The organism is Sulfitobacter guttiformis (assembly GCF_003610455.1).
Taxonomy (GTDB): Bacteria; Pseudomonadota; Alphaproteobacteria; order Rhodobacterales; family Rhodobacteraceae; genus Sulfitobacter; species Sulfitobacter guttiformis.
The window spans coordinates 796,809-814,157 of the sequence record NZ_RAQK01000001.1 but is presented as its reverse complement, the minus strand read 5'-3'; the positions used below and the strand labels follow the sequence as shown (position 1 = coordinate 814,157).

Genomic DNA, 17,349 nt, shown 5'->3' with positions numbered 1-17,349 from the left:
AAGGCACTTTTGTCTGGGGGTGCCACTTGTGATTTGGCGAATAGGCTCCAATTTATTTCTAAGTGAACTTCACAAGGAGAAAACTATGAAAACCGCCAAAGACTATTTGGATTCCGCAAACGAAGATGTGCCGAAAATGGACGCAAAAGATGCGATTGCCAAACATGCAACGGGTAAGGGTGTATTCATTGATGTGCGCGATAGCGCCGATATTGCAAAAAGCGGAACCATCAAGGGTGCGCACCGCGTACCTCGCGGCATGATAGAATTCCGCGCTGATCCTGCGGTGGAGGCGTTGTATGATGCTACGTTCCAGAAAGACGCCGAGATTTATCTGGTCTGTGGCGCGGGCGGGCAGGCGGCTCTGGCCGGTAAAACGCTGAAAGATATGGGATATGAAAATGTCACCAACATTGGCGGATTTCCGGGCTGGAAAGACGCGGGTGGTCCGACAGAAGCTTGATAAACCAAGCGGCGCGACATCTCACGGAGTTGTGGGTTGTCGTGCCGTTTCGGGACGCTAACTTTCCTTTCACATCTTTAAGAAAGGTAAATTAGATGAAACTTACCCGCCGCCAAACGCTTCTTTCGGGCGCTGCCCTCCCGCTCGCTGCTGCTCCCTCGTTGCTGTCTGCTGCGGATCATACTGCGACATCCATGCCGACGCACCGTGATTTTACGCTCGGTGACTTTCGTGTAACCACACTGCTGGTCGGTAGCCGCAGTGTTGAAAACCCGCACGAGATTTTTGGCCTGAATGTGGATCATGATACATTTAGCGAAGTCAGCGCCGCTAACTTCATCGGCACTGACGCGGCCCAGTTTTTCTTTACGCCGACGGTCGTGAATACAGGTAGCGATATTATCCTTTTCGACACAGGTCTGAATGCTGCGGGTACGACGAAAGCCCTCGAAGCGGCGGGATATAAATCTACCGACATCACCCATGTGGTCATTACACACATGCATGGTGATCACATCGGCGGTCTAACCGACGATGCCGGGACCGAGACATTTGCAAACGCTGCCTACGTAACAGGGCAGGTCGAGTTTGACGCATGGGCCACGCAAGACAACGAAGGTTTCGAGGCAAAAGTGCGCCCGCTGGCGGAAAAGTTTACCTTCCTTGATGCCGGCAACGATGTGCGTAGCGGCATTACTTCGGTTGAAAGTTTCGGCCACACGCCCGGTCACCTTGCCTATATGCTCGAGAGCGGTGGCAAGCAGTTGCTTTTAATGGCAGATGTAGCAAACCATTATGTTTGGTCCGTGGCTTATCCCGAGTGGGAGGTCAAATTCGACATGGATAAAGCTGCTGCAGCGGCAACCCGCAAAAAAATAATGGATATGGCAAGCGCCGATCGCTTCCCTCTCGTAGGCTACCATATGCCGTTCCCCGGTATGGGCTTCATCGAGACACGTGGCGAAGGTGGATACCGCTATGTGCCGCACAGCTATCAGCTGATCTAAGCCATGGGGGCGCAGGTGGGGCGGGACCCTCTTGCGCCTTATGGGCAATTAGCCTATACGCGCGATTGTCTAAGGGGCGGATACACGCACCGGACGAAATAAATTGGGCAGGGTCGGAGTCTTCCGGCCCTCTTTGTTTATTTCAGCCGGTTCCATAAACCCCGAGGTCCAATTTTCACCCCAGACCGGCGGAGACAACCGCGCGGCCAGACACAACATACCAAAGGATACTATACGCCACATGGCAAATACGATGGACGAGTTTGAAGCACTTTTGAACGAAAGCTTCGAAATGGACACGCCCGAAGAGGGTTCTGTTGTCAAAGGTAAGGTTATCGCGATTGAAGCGGGCCAAGCCATTATCGACGTAGGCTACAAGATGGAAGGCCGCGTCGAGCTTAAAGAATTTGCCGAACCAGGCGAGCAACCCAAAGTTGAAGTTGGCGATGAAGTCGAAGTATTCCTTCGTCAGGTCGAAAACTCCCGTGGCGAAGCTGTTATCTCCCGCGAGATGGCGCGCCGTGAGGAAGCATGGGATCGTCTCGAGAAGGCCTACGCTTCCGAAGAGCGTGTTGAAGGTGCGATCTTTGGTCGTGTCAAAGGTGGCTTTACTGTTGATCTGGGCGGCGCTGTTGCGTTCCTGCCCGGCTCTCAGGTCGATGTGCGTCCCGTGCGCGACGCAGGCCCACTCATGGGTCTCAAGCAGCCGTTCCAGGTTCTCAAAATGGACCGTCGCCGTGGTAACATCGTTGTCTCGCGTCGTGCGATCCTCGAAGAATCCCGTGCCGAACAGCGTGCCGAAGTTATTGGCAACCTCACCGAAGGTCAGGAAGTTGACGGCGTGGTCAAGAACATCACCGAATACGGTGCGTTTGTGGACCTTGGTGGCGTAGATGGCTTGTTGCACGTGACAGACATGGCATGGCGCCGTGTGAACCACCCTTCCGAGATCCTTGCCATCGGCGAGACGATCAAAGTTCAGGTCATCAAGATCAACAAAGATACACACCGTATCTCCCTCGGTATGAAGCAGCTGCAAGAAGATCCATGGGATCTCGTTGCTGCGAAATACCCACTTGAGTCGAGCCACACAGGCCGCGTGACCAATATCACCGATTACGGCGCCTTTGTTGAGCTGGAGCCAGGTGTTGAAGGCCTCGTTCACGTGTCTGAGATGTCTTGGACCAAGAAGAACGTACACCCCGGCAAGATCGTGTCTACGTCTCAGGAAGTCGAAGTCATGGTTCTGGAAATCGATGGCGCCAAGCGTCGCGTTTCCCTTGGTCTCAAGCAGACCATGCGCAACCCATGGGAAGTGTTTGCAGAAACACACCCTGAAGGTACCGAAGTTGAAGGCGAAGTCAAAAACATCACCGAATTCGGTCTGTTTGTTGGTCTGCCGGGCGACATCGACGGCATGGTTCACCTGTCTGATCTCTCGTGGGACCAGCGTGGCGAAGAGGCCATTCAGGACTACCGCAAAGGCGACATGGTTCAGGCCGTTGTCTCCGAAGTCGACGTCGAGAAGGAGCGCATTTCGCTCTCCATCAAAGGCATCGGCGGCGACAAGTTCGCGGAAGCAGTGGGCGGCGTGAAGCGCGGTTCCGTTGTGACTGTGGCTGTGACCTCCATCGAAGACGGTGGGATCGAAGTCGAATATGAGGGCATGAAAGCCTTCATCCGTCGCTCCGATCTGTCGCGTGACCGTGCAGAGCAGCGCCCAGAGCGTTTCTCGGTTGGCGACAAGGTTGATGTGCGTATCACCAATGTCGACGCAAAAGCACACCGCCTTGGCGTCTCGATCAAAGCACGTGAGATTGCAGAAGAGAAAGAGGCCGTCGAGCAGTACGGTTCCTCGGACTCCGGTGCGTCCTTGGGCGATATCCTTGGTGCGGCACTCAAGCCATCCAACGACTAAAATCCTAAGGCTCCGGCTTTGCTAGGATATTGAACCCCGCGCAGAAATGCGCGGGGTTTTTTGTGCGAATCAGGCTCATAGGAAATATTGGCTTTCGGGCGATTCTGTTGAAATATCGCCAATCTCTCCCTGTGGTTGTAAGCTTTTCTCGTCTTTCGCCTTTTTGATGCAGTAAAATGCGTAATTTAGGCGTTACAGTCACTTTTCGCAGCTGGGTAATGTTCCTATAGTGGCGACATAATGACGCAAAATCACGCGAGGGAGATTGAGATGATCCGATCAGAATTGATCCAAAAGATCGCGGACGATAACCCACATTTGTACCAGCGGGATGTCGAACGGATCGTGAATACTATATTCGATGAGATCACAGCGGCGATGTCCAAAGGCGATCGGGTCGAGCTGCGCGGCTTTGGCGCCTTCTCTGTGAAGAAGCGCGATGCCCGTGTGGGGCGCAATCCTCGGACAGGTGAGACTGTTCATGTCGAAGAGAAACATGTACCGTTCTTTAAGACCGGCAAACTTCTTCGTGACCGGCTAAACGGGAAAAGTTAATGCGCTACGTCCGCTACCTCTGTATCGCCACCTTCGCAGTGGCCCTCATTTCTGTTGCTCTCGCAAACCGCGGCATCGTGACCCTTCAGGTGTTGCCTGTCGAGGTGTCGGGCCTGTTTGCGGTAAATCCATCCATCGAGCTTCCGCTATTCGTGGTTATCCTCGGCAGCATCCTTGCAGGTCTGATGGTCGGATTTGTTTGGGAGTGGGTTCGTGAATATGGCGAGCGGGCGGAAGCAGCAAAACAAGCACGCGAAATGCGCCGCCTCCAGCGCGAATTGGCTAAGTTGCGTGCCGAAAAAAATGAAGGCAAAGACGAAGTTTTGACCCTTCTTGATCAAGCCAGTTAGGTCTGATGCCCGCTGATGTTGCCGTAAAAATTTGTGGACTACGCGCGTCTGCGGATGTCGTTGCCGCGGCAGAGGCAGGTGCGCGCTATGTGGGGTTCGTATTTTTTCCCAAGTCACCACGTCATTTAGACGTTAGCGAGGCAGCGGTTCTTGCGTCTCACGTGCCTGCGGGCCTGTGTAAAGTTGCGCTTACGGTTAACGCGGATAATGCGATGCTCGACGCTCTCGTTGCCGCTGTGCCACTCGATATGCTTCAGCTTCACGGATCCGAAACGGTGGCGCGGGTGGCCGAGGTGAAGGCACGCTATGGCTTGCCGGTGATGAAGGCAATTGGTGTGGGGGAGCGGGGCGACTTGGCCCAACTTGACGCCTATTCAGGCGTTGCTGACCAGATTTTGGTGGACGCAAAGCCGCCTAAGGGTGCGGACTTGCCGGGTGGCAATGGTCTGGCCTTTGACTGGACACTTTTGCAAGGCCGCGTATGGCGCTGCCCGTGGATGTTAGCCGGTGGTCTCACGCCGAACAATGTGGCTGAGGCAATCGCGCGCACGGGCGCACGTCAGCTAGACGTGTCTTCCGGTGTGGAGAGCACATCGGGCGTCAAGGATGCTGCCCTTATCCATGCTTTGGTTAAAGCAGCGCTCGAAGCCTGATAGGTTTGCATCCGATGCGCGTCTTTGGCTTCTTTACCATTGGGTGAGCGGGCGGTACTGCTGGGCATAACATATTATCCGAAAGGCAGATGGACCCATGGCAGAAGATCTCTTCAACAGTTTTATGAATGGCCCGGACGAGAACGGCCGCTTTGGTCAATATGGCGGGCGCTTCGTCTCCGAGACGTTGATGCCGCTGATCCTCGAACTTCAGGACCAGTATGATATTGCAAAGACCGATCCGACTTTTTGGGCCGAGATGGACGATCTTTGGGAGCATTACGTAGGCCGCCCCAGCCCGCTTTACTACGCCTCGCGTATGACAGAAGAACTTGGCGGTGCTAAAATCTATATGAAGCGCGACGAGTTGAACCATACTGGTGCTCACAAGATCAACAATGTGCTGGGCCAGATCATCCTTGCTCGCCGCATGGGCAAAAAGCGGATCATCGCAGAGACGGGGGCGGGTCAGCACGGAGTGGCCACTGCAACTGTCTGCGCAAAGTTCGGGTTGAAGTGCGTTGTTTATATGGGCGCCCATGATGTCGAGCGTCAGGCGCCAAACGTGTTCCGCATGCGCCTTTTGGGTGCAGAGATCATTCCCGTTACATCAGGCCGTGGCACGCTCAAAGATGCGATGAACGACGCGTTGCGCGATTGGGTTACCAACGTGCGTGATACATTCTATTGTATCGGTACCGTAGCCGGGCCGCACCCGTATCCGGCAATGGTTCGCGATTTTCAGTCTATCATCGGCAAGGAAGTACGCACACAGATGGAGAAGGCCGAAGGCCGTCTGCCTGATACTCTGATTGCTGCAATTGGCGGTGGCTCCAACGCGATGGGCCTTTTTTATCCATTCCTTGACGACAAAGAAGTGAACATCATCGGCGTCGAAGCGGGTGGTAAGGGTGTGAATGCCAAGATGGAGCATTGTGCCTCTCTCACCGGCGGCAGGCCCGGCGTTCTGCATGGCAACCGCACCTATCTGTTGCAAGACGATGATGGCCAGATCCTTGAAGGGTTCTCGATCTCGGCCGGTCTCGACTATCCGGGCATCGGGCCCGAGCATGCATGGTTGCACGACATTGGCCGCGCCAAGTATGTCTCGATCACCGATGTAGAGGCGTTGGCAGCGTTTCAGAAATGCTGTGAATTGGAAGGGATCATTCCGGCACTAGAGCCGTCGCATGCCCTTGCCCATGTTATCAAAATTGCACCCACGTTGCCCAAGGATCATCTGCTGGTGATGAACATGTGCGGTCGTGGCGACAAAGACATCTTCACTGTCGCCCGTGCTCTGGATTTCGAAATGGGCGAATTTGCCTGATCTCTAATTCCGGAAATTGAAACGCCGGGCTGGCCCCTAACGGGTCAGCTCGAGAATATCGAAGTCACTCTCATTGACAGGCGCGGGAAACAGCAGCCGTGCACGGTTTGGTGACACCCGCTCGAAAACAGCGACATCGGGTGTGATTGCCCCGTTGCCTTCGAAATCTGGGGCCAGATCACCGTATGTTTGCGGGGTCTCGGACGCTACATAACCGACGCCCAGATAAACTGCGCGCCCGTCGCGCATCTCTATTCTGCCTGAGGTGCGCTGCGAGCCAGACAGCTTTTCGAAAATAACGCCTGTTAGATCAAGTGCCATGCGGCATTTGAAATTGCTATAGACTGTGAGGGCCGTCAGCCCGCCCAATTTCATGGTTCTGCAATTCCACTCCCCCTGTAATGCGGGATCAAAAGCCACCTGCGGGACGCCACCCAATGCTGCCGTCAGGGCGGCAACATCTGCCGCCTCTCCCTGCGCCATAGCTCCGAGCAGCGCAGTGCCCGCCAGTCGTTCGAACCGGTCCAGACGTGTCTGCTCTTGGGGCCGGATTTGCTGCGCCATGCCCGAGCCAGCTAGGAGCGTTGCAGCCAGTGCAACGAGGAGTGCAGCCCTTGTCATGTTTCGCCCGTGATAGAGTGGCGGCGCAGCACATCGAGGGGCACCACCTCCAGCGCCCGCATATGCGTAGCAGCAAGATGGACACGCGGGCCACAGCCTTCCTCGGCGGCCTGCATAAAGCGCCCTGCGCACAGGCACCACGGATCTCCCGGGTTTAGCCCTTTGAACCCGTAAGCGGGCTGAGGCGTCGACAAATCATTGCCAACATATTTGGAAAAGGCCAGAAACTCTGCCGTCATGACTGCGCAAACCGTATGGCTGCCTTGATCTGCAGCACAGGTATTACAATATCCGTCACGGTAAAATCCGGTCACGGGATCTGTGCCGCACAGAGCTAAAGTGCCGCCTTCGACATTGATGCTTTCGTCTGGTTCCATCAGCTTCTCCTCAGATGTTATTGGCGATCTCTCGGAAGATCGATATGTTTTGCTCCGATACGCCCTGCGCGCGAAAGTTCCGATCTGCGGCATTGGTTGCAATCACAACGCCGCGTGCGCGATTTATGTAAACATATTGGCCATAAATGCCCCGCGCCATGAATTCCCCCTCAACTGCGCCCTGCGGGATCCACCACTGATAGCCATATCCAATCTCGCCCGCCGCTGTCGGTGCGGAGGGCGTTGTTGAGGCTACAACCCAATCCTGCGGGACAATTTGAGTGCCGTTATATTGACCATATTGCAGAAACATCTGCCCCATGCGCGCATAGTCTCGCGTGGTCAGGTTCAACCCGCCCAGTACAAAGGCTGTGCCGTATCCATCTGTCAGGTAGTAGGGTTCGCGCTCAAGCCCCATCGGAATAATGATTTTTTCGCTCAAAAGCTCAGCTATCGGCTGCTTGGCAGCGCCGCGCACCACCATCGACAAGACATGGGTATCAATCGACACATACTGCCATTGCGCACCTGCCGGACCAAAGGTCTCGGCCAAGCTCGCCGCGAAGTTATCCATGCTTCCACCAAGGGCCAGCACCCGGCCCATGCGGTTAATATCGGAACTTTGATCAAGGTAATCTTCATTGAAGGTAACGCCACTGGCCATGTTCAGAACATTGCGGATGCTCGCCCCGTCATATGCGCCGCCTTCAAGGGCCGGCGCATATTTCACCACGGGATCATCTATTGACGCGATGGTTCCTTCCGCAAGCAACACACCCACAAGTGCCGAAAGATAGCTTTTTGCGACCGACCACGAGATGCGTAGATCCTCGGGTGCGGTGCCTTTGTAGTAGCTCTCGTGGACAATCTCGCCGTCTTTCAGAACTACGAGGGCGGTCACGTCGCGTGCCACGATCCACGGGGCTACATCGACGGGCAGGGTGGCATCAGCACCATAAACAAGCTCGGCTGTTGCACCGTTGCCGCGCCCTACCGGCGTTGTCAGAAAAGCAGCGTCCATATGGGAAAAATTGTTTACAATTTTCTCTTCAGAGAAGAGCGAATTTACGGCAAGAAGCCGGGTAATTTTTTCCCGCTGCCATAGTCCGACCACCACCACTGCGAGGACGAACACCACAAAAATGCGGAGAACCCATTTACCGAATACGCGCATGCCCAAGGCTCCTTTTGCAGTTTTTCGTACTCAACCATGCACGCGGCGCGCAAGCCAGCAAAAGGTCTTGCTAATGCCGCGCGGTAACGCAATTTGGTCAGGAGACGCCGTCGTGTGCCCACTTGATCCAGCGGCCATGGAAATCCGCCCGTCCTAACACCATCGTGATGTTACCGGGCCATAGGCGCAGGGTCACTGCAGCGCCGCTTGCGCTCGTGGTGTCGCCGTCACTCTCCATTGCGAGCCAGGCCAGAGGTCGGTCTCTTGTGGCTCTGGTGCCTGCTTCTTCTAGCATGGCGGTACCCGTAGCGCGCGCCTGCGCAGGAAAATATTGCCACGCAACCGAATGCTGGACCAGATGAAGGCGCCCTTGCGGCGCAGATGAAAGTCTGTTGCGCAGCCACTCGACAGCGTCCCCTTTGTCGATCTGGGCCGTCATCACCGAGGCAGCAGAACGGGTCAGCGACAGCCGTTCGGGCTGGTCCGGCCACAGATACGCGGTGAGCCGCAGCAGGTGGTCGGCACGGCGCGGATCAAGAGGGTTCAAATCTACACCGGCCCGCGCAGCGATGCGCGGAGTAGCTTCAAGTGGTGTAGGGCCGATCCATTCAGGCGAAAGAGAAAGCACCGGCATGGACGGGCCGAACCTTTTTCCGCCAAGCTCCAGCGCATAGTGATCCCACATTAAATTAAGTCCACCACTTGCCCCTAGTTCGCTCAAATGAACAGGCAGATCGAAATGCGATACAGCTACGCGCGCGCCGGCAATCAGCGCGGCAGAGCGGCGCACTTCGTTGGTCTGCGGTGGACTTTCGACCCAGTCGACCAAAAAGTCGGCATGTAGGTCGATCGAATTCAACACAGCCTCGGACAGCTCCGCATCCGTTGGCGTTTGTGGAGGATAGACCGCGACGAGTTCGGGCGCGCGGCGTGTGAGCACCAGCGCATGGAGACCGCTTGCGATGCGCAGGGGCAGGGAGTGGCCGGCGGGACCGATATCGCCGCCAAATTTTGCAAACCTCTTTGCGATTTTACTGTCCATTGGCCATTTTTCTGCCAGCAGGGTCAACAGGCGTTCCATAAAGGGGCTGCCGAGTGCTGCACAGGATGCGGCCTGATGGCGGAATGCGTTAATCAGCATCATTTGAACCGACCGATCAGCTTTTGCAGAGCGGTCCGGTTGTCGTGCTGTTCGGGTTCTTGTTCGCTTTTTTGTGCCTGCTGTAGCTTTGGAGGAGGCGCTGGCGCGGCTTTCACAGGTGGCCTTGTTCCTGTGGAAGGGCGCGGCGGCGCCACCCGCAGGGCCACCGCATTCATGAACTTCGCGGGGTCCCCTGCGGCCAGATGTGCCGCACCGTCACTAATTCCGCGCAACACATCATCTAGCCAGTCCGCCTCGGATTTTGCAAAATCACTCAGTACGTATCCTGCGACGCGGTCCTTGTGACCGGGGTGCCCGATACCAAGGCGCACGCGGCCATAGTCCGCTCCAAGGTGGCTGTGGATGGAACGCAAGCCGTTGTGCCCTGCATGCCCGCCACCCATCTTGAACTTCACCTTGCCGGGCGCAAGATCCAGCTCATCGTGGAACACGATCACGTCCTGGGGCTCGATCTTGTAAAACCGCATGGCTGCAACAAGGCTATCACCGGATTTGTTCATGAATGTCTCGGGACGCAGCAGGACGGCGCGTGTACTGCCAAAGCGGCCCTCGGCCAGGCTGCCCTGAAATTTACCCTTCCAAGGGGCAAAGTCATGATCCGCCGCGATCTGCTCGACGGCCATGAAACCGATGTTATGTCGGTTGCGCGCATATTTTGCGCCCGGATTGCCCAACCCTACGATGAGTTTCATGCCTATCTCCCTTAGTTCAGCGCATCATATGGAGGGGGCGGGCCAGCGTCCAGCGACACCTCCCGCCTAGTGTACGCTGCCCGCAATAAAGCGCAGAGCGGGAGCGGCACGTGCTTGGGTGGTGCGGGTTGGCGGGATGCAGCTGTGCCCAGACCAAAGGATGCAAAGAAAAAGGGCCACCCGAAAGGCAGCCCCGTATCACTTTTTCAACTATAGAAAAGTCTCGTCAGCGGATTATTCGCCGTCTGGCGGGCCCATTTCCGATGTCGGTACTTCGTCTGCATCAACATCGTCTGCATCATCTGCTGCAAGCAACGCGGATGGTGCGGAGACCTGTGCGATTACAAAGTCGCGGTCGATTACCGGCTTACAGCCGTCTGGCAGTTTCACGTCGGAAATTGTCAGGTTATCACCGACTTCCATAGCGGAAATGTCGATAACAATGCTGTCAGGGATGTTCGACGCTTTTACGGTCACTTCAATCTCCGGACGTACGAGGTTGAGGGTGCCGCCTTTGCGCAGGCCGGGGCAATCGTCTTCGCCGGTCACTTCAACACCGATGAACAGATCAATCATCGTTGTCTGCTTGAGGCGCATAAAGTCGATGTGCGTCGGCAGGTCTTTTACAACATGGCGCTGAACGTCACGGCAGATTACGCGGACGTCATCATGGCCTTCGACTTTCATGTTGAACAATGTCGCTTTAAAGCGGCCTTTGCGCAGCATGGTCAGCAGTTTGTTGAATTCGATAGTTATCGGCAGCGGCTCTTTATCGCCACCGAAAATAATACCTGGTACCAAACCGGCACGACGTGCCTGACGAGCGGCGCCCTTGCCTGTCCCCGTCCGTTCTTGAGCTTCAAGATCTGGGATCTTTCCGGCCATAATAATTCTCCAATAGGTTAGGGCGGGACGCCTCCAAGGCTGTCGCCCCGCATGAAGTTGCGCATATAGACGGGAATCAGGCGCAGGGGAAGTGATATTCGACCACCTGAACATCAGGCTGCTTCAGGCGCTACTGACCATATAACCGCCGGTTTCGGTAACCCGCGCGTGTAACGCAATCTCTTCGGCGTAACGCGTGATGAATTGCTGTTCCAAAGTAGGGCTTATCGGAGTCGGGACTGCTGGCGAAATATTCTGTACCTTGAATGCTACTTCGGCCTGCATACGCAGGTCCAGCCAACGACGCAGGACCTGCTGTGCTTCATAGGCAAACAGATGTGTAATTCCCAAATTGCCGCGCCGGTCTGTCAGGAAGTTGAGCTGAGACCCGATACGCGCCCACTCCGGCGGGCTGTCCGACATGACTGCTCCGACGAACCCGTCGAAATCGACCGTCAGGCTGACTGCGCGGTAGCGGTACCAGCTGCGCAGATGCTCAAGCGGAGCACGGATCACGGCCATTGTTTCAGGCTCCAACTGATAGGCCTCCCGAAGGAAAGGTGCGATCTTGCGTTGGTAGCGGCGAACAGGAGTGTGCTTGCGCTGCTTATAAAACGCGATATCCGCCCAAGGCTTCAGAGCAACCTCCATCGCTGTCGATCCGGTTTTTGGAACAGAGAAAACGACCAGATTTTGCTCCGAGCAGACCAGCATCAGCTTTGCCAGTCGCCCTCGAAGTTCTTGGGAACCAGCAGGTTTTGGCGGCCCAAATTGGTAACTTTAGTTTCGCCGCACAGCGCCATTGTGGTGTCGAGCTCTTTGTGGATGACCTCAAGCGCGCGGGTGACACCAGCCTGACCCATCGCGCCCAAACCATAGATATAGGCCCGCCCGATGTAGGTACCTTTTGCCCCCATCGCCATAGCTTTGAGAACGTCCTGACCCGAGCGGATGCCACTATCGAGATGCACTTCCACCTGATCACCTACCGCATCGAGAATAGACGGGAGCGCGCGGATCGAACTGAGCGCACCGTCAAGCTGGCGGCCGCCATGGTTGCTGACGATAATCGCATCTGCGCCCACCGCCATGGCCATTTTGGCATCTTCCGCGTCCAGGATCCCCTTGAGAATCACCTTGCCGCCCCATTGCTCTTTTATGGCAGCGATCTTTCCCCAGTCGAGAGATGGGTCGAACTGCTCGGCTGTCCATGCACTTAGATTAGCTGAATCCGAAATATTTGAAACATGACCTACGATGTTACCAAATGTGCGATTTTTGGTTTGCAGCATCTCGATGCCCCAGCGCCATTTGGTCGCAAGATTTGCAATAGTTTTGGGTGTCAGTTTTGGCGGGGCGGTAAGGCCGTTTTTGATATCCTTGTGCCGCTGTCCCAATATTTGCAAATCCAGTGTAATCACCAAAGCCGAGCATTTTGCTGCGCGCGCCCGCTCGATAAGTCGGCTGACGTAATCGGTGTCGCGCATGGTATAAAGCTGAAACCAGAATGGCTTGTTCGTAGCGCCTGCAACATCCTCGATTGAGTTGATCGACATCGTCGAAAGCGTATAGGGCACGCCAAAGGCTTCGGCCGCCCGTGCTGCTTTTATCTCGCCATCGGCATGTTGCATGCCGGTTAGTCCTACAGGGGCCAGCGCCACAGGCATCGCGACATCCTGCCCGATCATTTTCGCCGCGGTGCTGCGCCCCGACATGTCGACCGCAACCCGCTGGCGCAGGCGTATCTGGTCGAAATCCGAGGTATTCTCGCGGAAGGTCTGTTCTGTCCAGCTGCCGCTTTCGGCATAGTCATAAAACATCTTTGGCACCCGACGGCGGTGGATGCGTTTGAGATCGTTGATGTTGGTGATGACTGGCATGGCGGGCCTCCCTCGCTGATTGGTCATGTTTGCTTACCAATCAGGCCTCTTCAGATCAATAAACCATTTCTAATGTGTCAGGCCGAATGTGCGCCATCTGTAAGCGCCTTCACAAACGCCAGCACCTCTGCGGTGCTTTTGCCTGCCGCGATCTGGCTCACGATTGCAGAGCCCACGACCACGCCGTCTGCGACTTGGGCAATGGTGCGCGCCTTTTCGGGTGTGTTCACGCCAAAGCCTACAACCACGGGCAGACCAGTCGCCTCACGGATACGCGCCACGGCAGGAGACACATCGCCAGCGTCTGCCTCTGCCGCGCCGGTAATTCCGGTAATCGAGACATAGTAGACAAATCCTGACGTGTTTTGCGCAACGCGCTTGAGGCGCTTGTCATCTGTTGTGGGCGTAGCCAGCCGGATAAAATTCAGACCGGCAGCATTTGCAGGCAGGCACAGCTCGCTGTCCTCCTCGGGGGGCAGATCAACAACGATAAGCCCGTCAATGCCAGCCTCTTTTGCCGCTACAATAAACTTGTCTACACCCATCGAATAAATCGGGTTGTAATAGCCCATCATTACAATCGGAGTTGTATCGTCATCCTTGCGAAACTCACGCGCCAGCTCGAGTGTGCGCAGCAATGTCATACCACCAACGAGCGCGCGTTGCCCGGCCAACTGGATCGTTGCCCCATCGGCCATCGGATCGGTGAACGGGAGGCCCAGCTCAATGATATCGACGCCTGCACCGGGTAAGCCGCGTACGATTTCCAAAGAGCGATCAAAATCAGGATCGCCCGCCATGACATAAGACACAAACGCCTTTTTCCCTTTGGCTTTCAGGTCAGCGAATTTTGCATCAATGCGGGTCATGGAACGGCCTTTGTGTTATGTGTTAGATGTGGAATGCCTAATTCCAGAGGGGAAATCAATGCAGCCGTGGAACTTTCAGGTCCCCATACCCGTTTGTGGATATGAATTATTTACTCGCCATCCTGCTTCCGCCCTTGTCGATATTCCTCACCGGGCGCCCAATACTGGGTATACTTGTATTTGTGATCTGGGTTCCCGCTCTGATATTCAGCGGGGGTCTAACTCATCCGATGTTCATTCTGCTTGCCTGGCTGCTTATTTTCAGCTCGCGTGAACGCGCGACTTGACGCAACGCTGCTGATGCCATGCTTGCGTCTGCACGCGGGAAGCCATAACACGTCCCAAACGCAAAAGAGGACTTCGTCATGGGTTTCAAAATGGGTATCGTCGGTCTGCCAAATGTGGGTAAATCGACGCTTTTCAACGCGCTCACCCGCACCGCTGCAGCACAGGCTGCTAACTTCCCGTTTTGTACGATTGAGCCCAACGTAGGCGAGGTCGCGGTGCCCGATGCGCGTCTCGACAAGCTCGCGGCGATTGCCAAGTCGAAATCGATCATTCCGACACGCATGACGTTTGTTGATATTGCTGGTCTCGTAAAAGGCGCGTCAAAAGGTGAAGGACTTGGGAACCAGTTCCTTGCCAACATCCGTGAGACGGATGCCATTGCCCACGTCCTGCGGTGTTTCGAGGACGATGACATTACCCATGTCGAGGATCGCGTAGATCCTGTTGCAGATGCGGAAACCATTGATACCGAGCTGATGCTTGCGGATCTGGAATCCATCGAGAAACGCCGCGCAGGCCTCGCGCGCAAGATTAAAGGCAACGATAAGGATGCCGCCCAGCAAGATCGGCTGCTGGCGATGGCACAAGCCGCCATCGAGCAGGGGAATCCGGCCCGAACCGTATCCGTAGATGCCGATGATGCAAAAGCATGGCGTTTGCTTCAATTGCTGACAACAAAACCTGTCCTTTATGTTTGCAACGTGGGCGTGTCTGACGCCGCCAACGGCAACGCCTATTCTGAAGCTGTTACAGCGATGGCCGAAGCACAAGGCAATTCAGCCGTCATAATTTCTGCGCAAATCGAAGAAGAAATCAGCCAACTCGACGCTGAGGATGCGCAGATGTTTCTGGATGATATGAAGCTTGAAGAAGCTGGCCTCGACCGCCTCATCCGCGCGGGCTATGAGCTCCTCCACTTGGAAACCTATTTTACTGTTGGTCCGCAGGAAGCCCGCGCATGGACGATCAAGCAAGGGACCTCGGCGCCGAAAGCTGCTGGTGTCATTCATGGTGACTTTGAAAAAGGCTTCATCCGAGCCGAGACTATTGCCTACGACGATTTCGTGTCGCTGGGCGGGGAAGGCCCCGCAAAGGAAGCCGGAAAAATGCGGGCCGAAGGCAAGGCGTATACGGTCAAGGATGGTGACGTTTTGCACTTCTTGTTCAATAACTGATCCAGTAGCGTTTGAGTTAAAGAAACTTACGATTTTTCTATTCTAGGCAGCCGGTAGTCCTCGCAAGCTCGAAGACTGCCGCGCGCATTTGATTTAAAGAGCAGGCGTCTCCGGCCTTCCGTTGGCCACGACAAAACGCGTTCTATGAAGAATCTGGCACAAAATTGTGCTTCAGCGTTTCCGTTAACAAATTTTGAAACGAGGGCGCACTGTTTTACCACTGTGTGCGCGTTAGCGTGAGTTTTGTCTGCGGCCTCTGACAAGCGCTGGGGGCCTCGGGACTTTTTCCAAGCAATTCCAGTCCATGTGACCCTCTTGCACGTCCGCATGGACTGCACTTCCATTTCCTATCAAAATGCCCCTTGCCCTCCCCAGACCTCGCCGCTAAACGGGTCAACGGAGACGTGGCCGAGTGGTCGAAGGCACGCCCCTGCTAAGGGCGCATACCGCAAGGTATCGAGGGTTCGAATCCCTTCGTCTCCGCCAAAATCCCTTCCTTGCTGGGGTGCTGGGGATCTAAACCGCAAGATTTGCACGGTTTTTTCACAGAAGACACAACATATAGCCATAATCACCCTGCATTATTTGTGGGGTAAATTGTGGGGTAAAGATATGAACGGCTCTAACTTTGATGAGAAAACAAGCGGCAAAATACGTGGTCCGCACTTCGAGAAACGGCTTAAAGCGACCTTTGTAAGGGTAGCACCTCCGGGGCGTCATACTGACGGCGGCGGTTTATACCTCCAAGTGGATAAATCGGGGGCGCGAAGATGGCTTTTGCGTATCACCGTAGCCGGGCGTAGGCGTGATTATGGTCTTGGGTCTGCTAATGTGGTTACTCTTGCAGAGGCTCGCTCTACTGCGATTGAGTTGCGCAGAGTTGCGGCGTTGGGTGGCAGTCCGAAAGCGCATACTCGTGCTGGCGTTGGCAAAGATATGACCTTCGAAACGATGGCCCGCCGCGTCCACGAGCGAAAGTTCGGGGACAGGGTAAATAATGGCAAGCATATCGCACAGTGGATTCGGACCCTCGAAACATACGCGTTCCCAAAAATTGGCAAAATGTCAGTCGAGGAAATACGCCAAGACGATATTGAATATATACTTAACCCAATTTGGACCGAAAAGGCAGAAACAGCCCGAAGGGTTCTTCAGCGGATTTCGACGGTCTTTGACCACGCTTGTGGTTCTGGATTTCGAACATCCGGGAACCCAGCAAATGGTTTGTCAGGACTTATGCGGGACCAACGAGATAGGCCAAAGAACTTTACAGCACTGGGTTATCACGAAGTTCCAAAATTATGGGCTACTCTATCGAAAAGTGAATCGATAGGCGCAATGGCATTGCGCTTCACCATTCTTACTGCGCTGCGGTCCGGCTCTGTGAGGAAAGCGACTTGGGACCAGTTTGACGAATACCTTTCAGTTTGGACGATACCAGAGACGAATATGAAAGGCCGGGAGGAGTTCAAGGTCCCGCTACCTGAACAAGCCCGCGACATTCTTCGGGCGTTGAGCGAAAGACGCTCCAAAGCAGTTAATTTAGTTTTTCCTTCGCCAATGAATCCCCAGAAACCAATATCCGATGCTACGATGCGCAAGTTGCTTCAATCGCACTATCCCGGCGTTACGGTGCACGGAATGCGCGCCGCCTTTCGCACCTGGGCTGCTGAAATAGTGGACGCAAGGGACGACATCGCGGAGACTGCACTGGCGCACCTAGTCGGCAGTTCAACTGTCCGGGCTTACAAGCGGACGGAACATTTTTACCAACGGGAAATCTTAATGGAAGACTGGGCGCTTTGGGTCGAAGGGCGTATTGAACTTTTCAGCAATGATGCGACAGACGACGACCGCCGAGAAGCAGTTATGAGGATGCGCATTGGCGATGCAGAGTTTGAACGAGTGTTTGCAGGTGGGGAGCCGGATTCCTTATAGGTAAGGGTTTGA

The 17,349-nt window shown here is 55.2% G+C and carries 19 protein-coding genes and 1 tRNA gene; 11 read left to right on the top strand and 9 right to left on the bottom strand.

Translation table 11 applies throughout. From position 1 onward, the window contains the following. Positions 1–85: 85 nt before the first annotated feature. The 7 genes from C8N30_RS03835 (at position 86) to trpB (ending at position 6,276) form a co-directional block, all read left to right on the top strand. Positions 86–463 carry a rhodanese-like domain-containing protein gene (locus tag C8N30_RS03835; RefSeq protein WP_025063177.1) on the top strand — a complete coding sequence of 126 codons (378 nt, stop codon included), beginning with the start codon at positions 86–88 and terminating at the stop codon, positions 461–463. Positions 464–558: 95 nt separating this feature from the next. Continuing rightward, positions 559–1,470, top strand: coding sequence for an MBL fold metallo-hydrolase (locus C8N30_RS03830; protein ID WP_025063176.1), 912 nt, complete (start codon positions 559–561; stop codon positions 1,468–1,470). A 241-nt stretch (positions 1,471–1,711) separates the two neighbouring features. Then, positions 1,712–3,388 carry a 30S ribosomal protein S1 gene (gene rpsA, locus C8N30_RS03825; RefSeq protein ID WP_025063175.1) on the top strand — a complete coding sequence of 559 codons (1,677 nt, stop codon included), beginning with the start codon at positions 1,712–1,714 and terminating at the stop codon, positions 3,386–3,388. Positions 3,389–3,658: 270 nt separating this feature from the next. Then, a complete protein-coding gene (gene ihfB / locus C8N30_RS03820; protein ID WP_025063174.1) occupies positions 3,659–3,943 on the top strand; it encodes an integration host factor subunit beta in 285 nt (94 codons plus the stop codon). Next, on the top strand, positions 3,943–4,293 hold the full coding sequence (locus C8N30_RS03815) for a lipopolysaccharide assembly protein LapA domain-containing protein (protein ID WP_025063173.1): 351 nt from the start codon (positions 3,943–3,945) through the stop codon (positions 4,291–4,293). Before ihfB ends, C8N30_RS03815 begins: the two co-directional genes overlap by 1 nt. Before the next feature lie 5 nt (positions 4,294–4,298). Continuing rightward, the gene (locus C8N30_RS03810) at positions 4,299–4,946 is read left to right on the top strand and encodes a phosphoribosylanthranilate isomerase (protein ID WP_025063172.1); all 648 of its coding nucleotides are present in this window, start codon (positions 4,299–4,301) and stop codon (positions 4,944–4,946) included. Between the two features lie 97 nt (positions 4,947–5,043). After that, positions 5,044–6,276 (top strand): tryptophan synthase subunit beta, encoded by a 1,233-nt coding sequence (gene trpB / locus C8N30_RS03805; protein WP_025063171.1) that lies wholly within the window; start codon positions 5,044–5,046, stop codon positions 6,274–6,276. Between the two features lie 36 nt (positions 6,277–6,312). On the opposite strand, the gene C8N30_RS03800 is transcribed toward trpB, so the two are convergent. The 9 genes from C8N30_RS03800 to trpA form a co-directional block, all read right to left on the bottom strand. After that, positions 6,313–6,897: a DUF4893 domain-containing protein gene (locus C8N30_RS03800; RefSeq protein WP_025063170.1), complete on the bottom strand. Its 585-nt coding sequence runs from the start codon at positions 6,895–6,897 to the stop codon at positions 6,313–6,315. Continuing rightward, positions 6,894–7,274, bottom strand: coding sequence for a DUF2237 family protein (locus C8N30_RS03795; protein WP_025063169.1), 381 nt, complete (start codon positions 7,272–7,274; stop codon positions 6,894–6,896). The genes C8N30_RS03800 and C8N30_RS03795 overlap by 4 nt, the downstream gene beginning before the upstream one ends. A 10-nt stretch (positions 7,275–7,284) precedes the next feature. Continuing rightward, the gene (locus C8N30_RS03790; RefSeq protein WP_025063168.1) at positions 7,285–8,448 is read right to left on the bottom strand and encodes a serine hydrolase domain-containing protein; all 1,164 of its coding nucleotides are present in this window, start codon (positions 8,446–8,448) and stop codon (positions 7,285–7,287) included. Between the two features lie 97 nt (positions 8,449–8,545). After that, complete coding sequence (locus C8N30_RS03785; RefSeq protein WP_025063167.1) at positions 8,546–9,592, bottom strand: DUF2332 domain-containing protein; 1,047 nt, start codon at positions 9,590–9,592, stop codon at positions 8,546–8,548. Next, the gene (gene pth, locus C8N30_RS03780; RefSeq protein ID WP_025063166.1) at positions 9,589–10,302 is read right to left on the bottom strand and encodes an aminoacyl-tRNA hydrolase; all 714 of its coding nucleotides are present in this window, start codon (positions 10,300–10,302) and stop codon (positions 9,589–9,591) included. The genes C8N30_RS03785 and pth overlap by 4 nt, the downstream gene beginning before the upstream one ends. Positions 10,303–10,536: 234 nt before the next feature. Beyond that, positions 10,537–11,187 (bottom strand): 50S ribosomal protein L25/general stress protein Ctc, encoded by a 651-nt coding sequence (locus C8N30_RS03775; RefSeq protein ID WP_025063165.1) that lies wholly within the window; start codon positions 11,185–11,187, stop codon positions 10,537–10,539. Between the two features lie 123 nt (positions 11,188–11,310). Continuing rightward, the gene (locus C8N30_RS03770; protein ID WP_025063164.1) at positions 11,311–11,901 is read right to left on the bottom strand and encodes a hypothetical protein; all 591 of its coding nucleotides are present in this window, start codon (positions 11,899–11,901) and stop codon (positions 11,311–11,313) included. Beyond that, positions 11,901–13,067 carry an alpha-hydroxy acid oxidase gene (locus tag C8N30_RS03765; RefSeq protein ID WP_025063163.1) on the bottom strand — a complete coding sequence of 389 codons (1,167 nt, stop codon included), beginning with the start codon at positions 13,065–13,067 and terminating at the stop codon, positions 11,901–11,903. Before C8N30_RS03765 ends, C8N30_RS03770 begins: the two co-directional genes overlap by 1 nt. Positions 13,068–13,144: 77 nt before the next feature. Further along, positions 13,145–13,936, bottom strand: a complete 792-nt coding sequence (gene trpA / locus C8N30_RS03760; RefSeq protein WP_025063162.1) for a tryptophan synthase subunit alpha — start codon at positions 13,934–13,936, stop codon at positions 13,145–13,147. Positions 13,937–14,037: 101 nt separating this feature from the next. On the opposite strand from trpA, the gene C8N30_RS19555 reads away from it, so the two are divergent. The 4 genes from C8N30_RS19555 (at position 14,038) to C8N30_RS03740 (ending at position 17,337) form a co-directional block, all read left to right on the top strand. Then, positions 14,038–14,223, top strand: coding sequence for a hypothetical protein (locus tag C8N30_RS19555; protein ID WP_025063161.1), 186 nt, complete (start codon positions 14,038–14,040; stop codon positions 14,221–14,223). Positions 14,224–14,301: 78 nt separating this feature from the next. Next, on the top strand, positions 14,302–15,399 hold the full coding sequence (gene ychF / locus C8N30_RS03750; protein WP_025063160.1) for a redox-regulated ATPase YchF: 1,098 nt from the start codon (positions 14,302–14,304) through the stop codon (positions 15,397–15,399). Between the two features lie 398 nt (positions 15,400–15,797). Then, positions 15,798–15,885 (top strand) — tRNA-Ser (locus C8N30_RS03745). A 126-nt stretch (positions 15,886–16,011) separates the two neighbouring features. Next, positions 16,012–17,337 carry a tyrosine-type recombinase/integrase gene (locus tag C8N30_RS03740; protein WP_025063159.1) on the top strand — a complete coding sequence of 442 codons (1,326 nt, stop codon included), beginning with the start codon at positions 16,012–16,014 and terminating at the stop codon, positions 17,335–17,337. Positions 17,338–17,349: the final 12 nt, after the last annotated feature.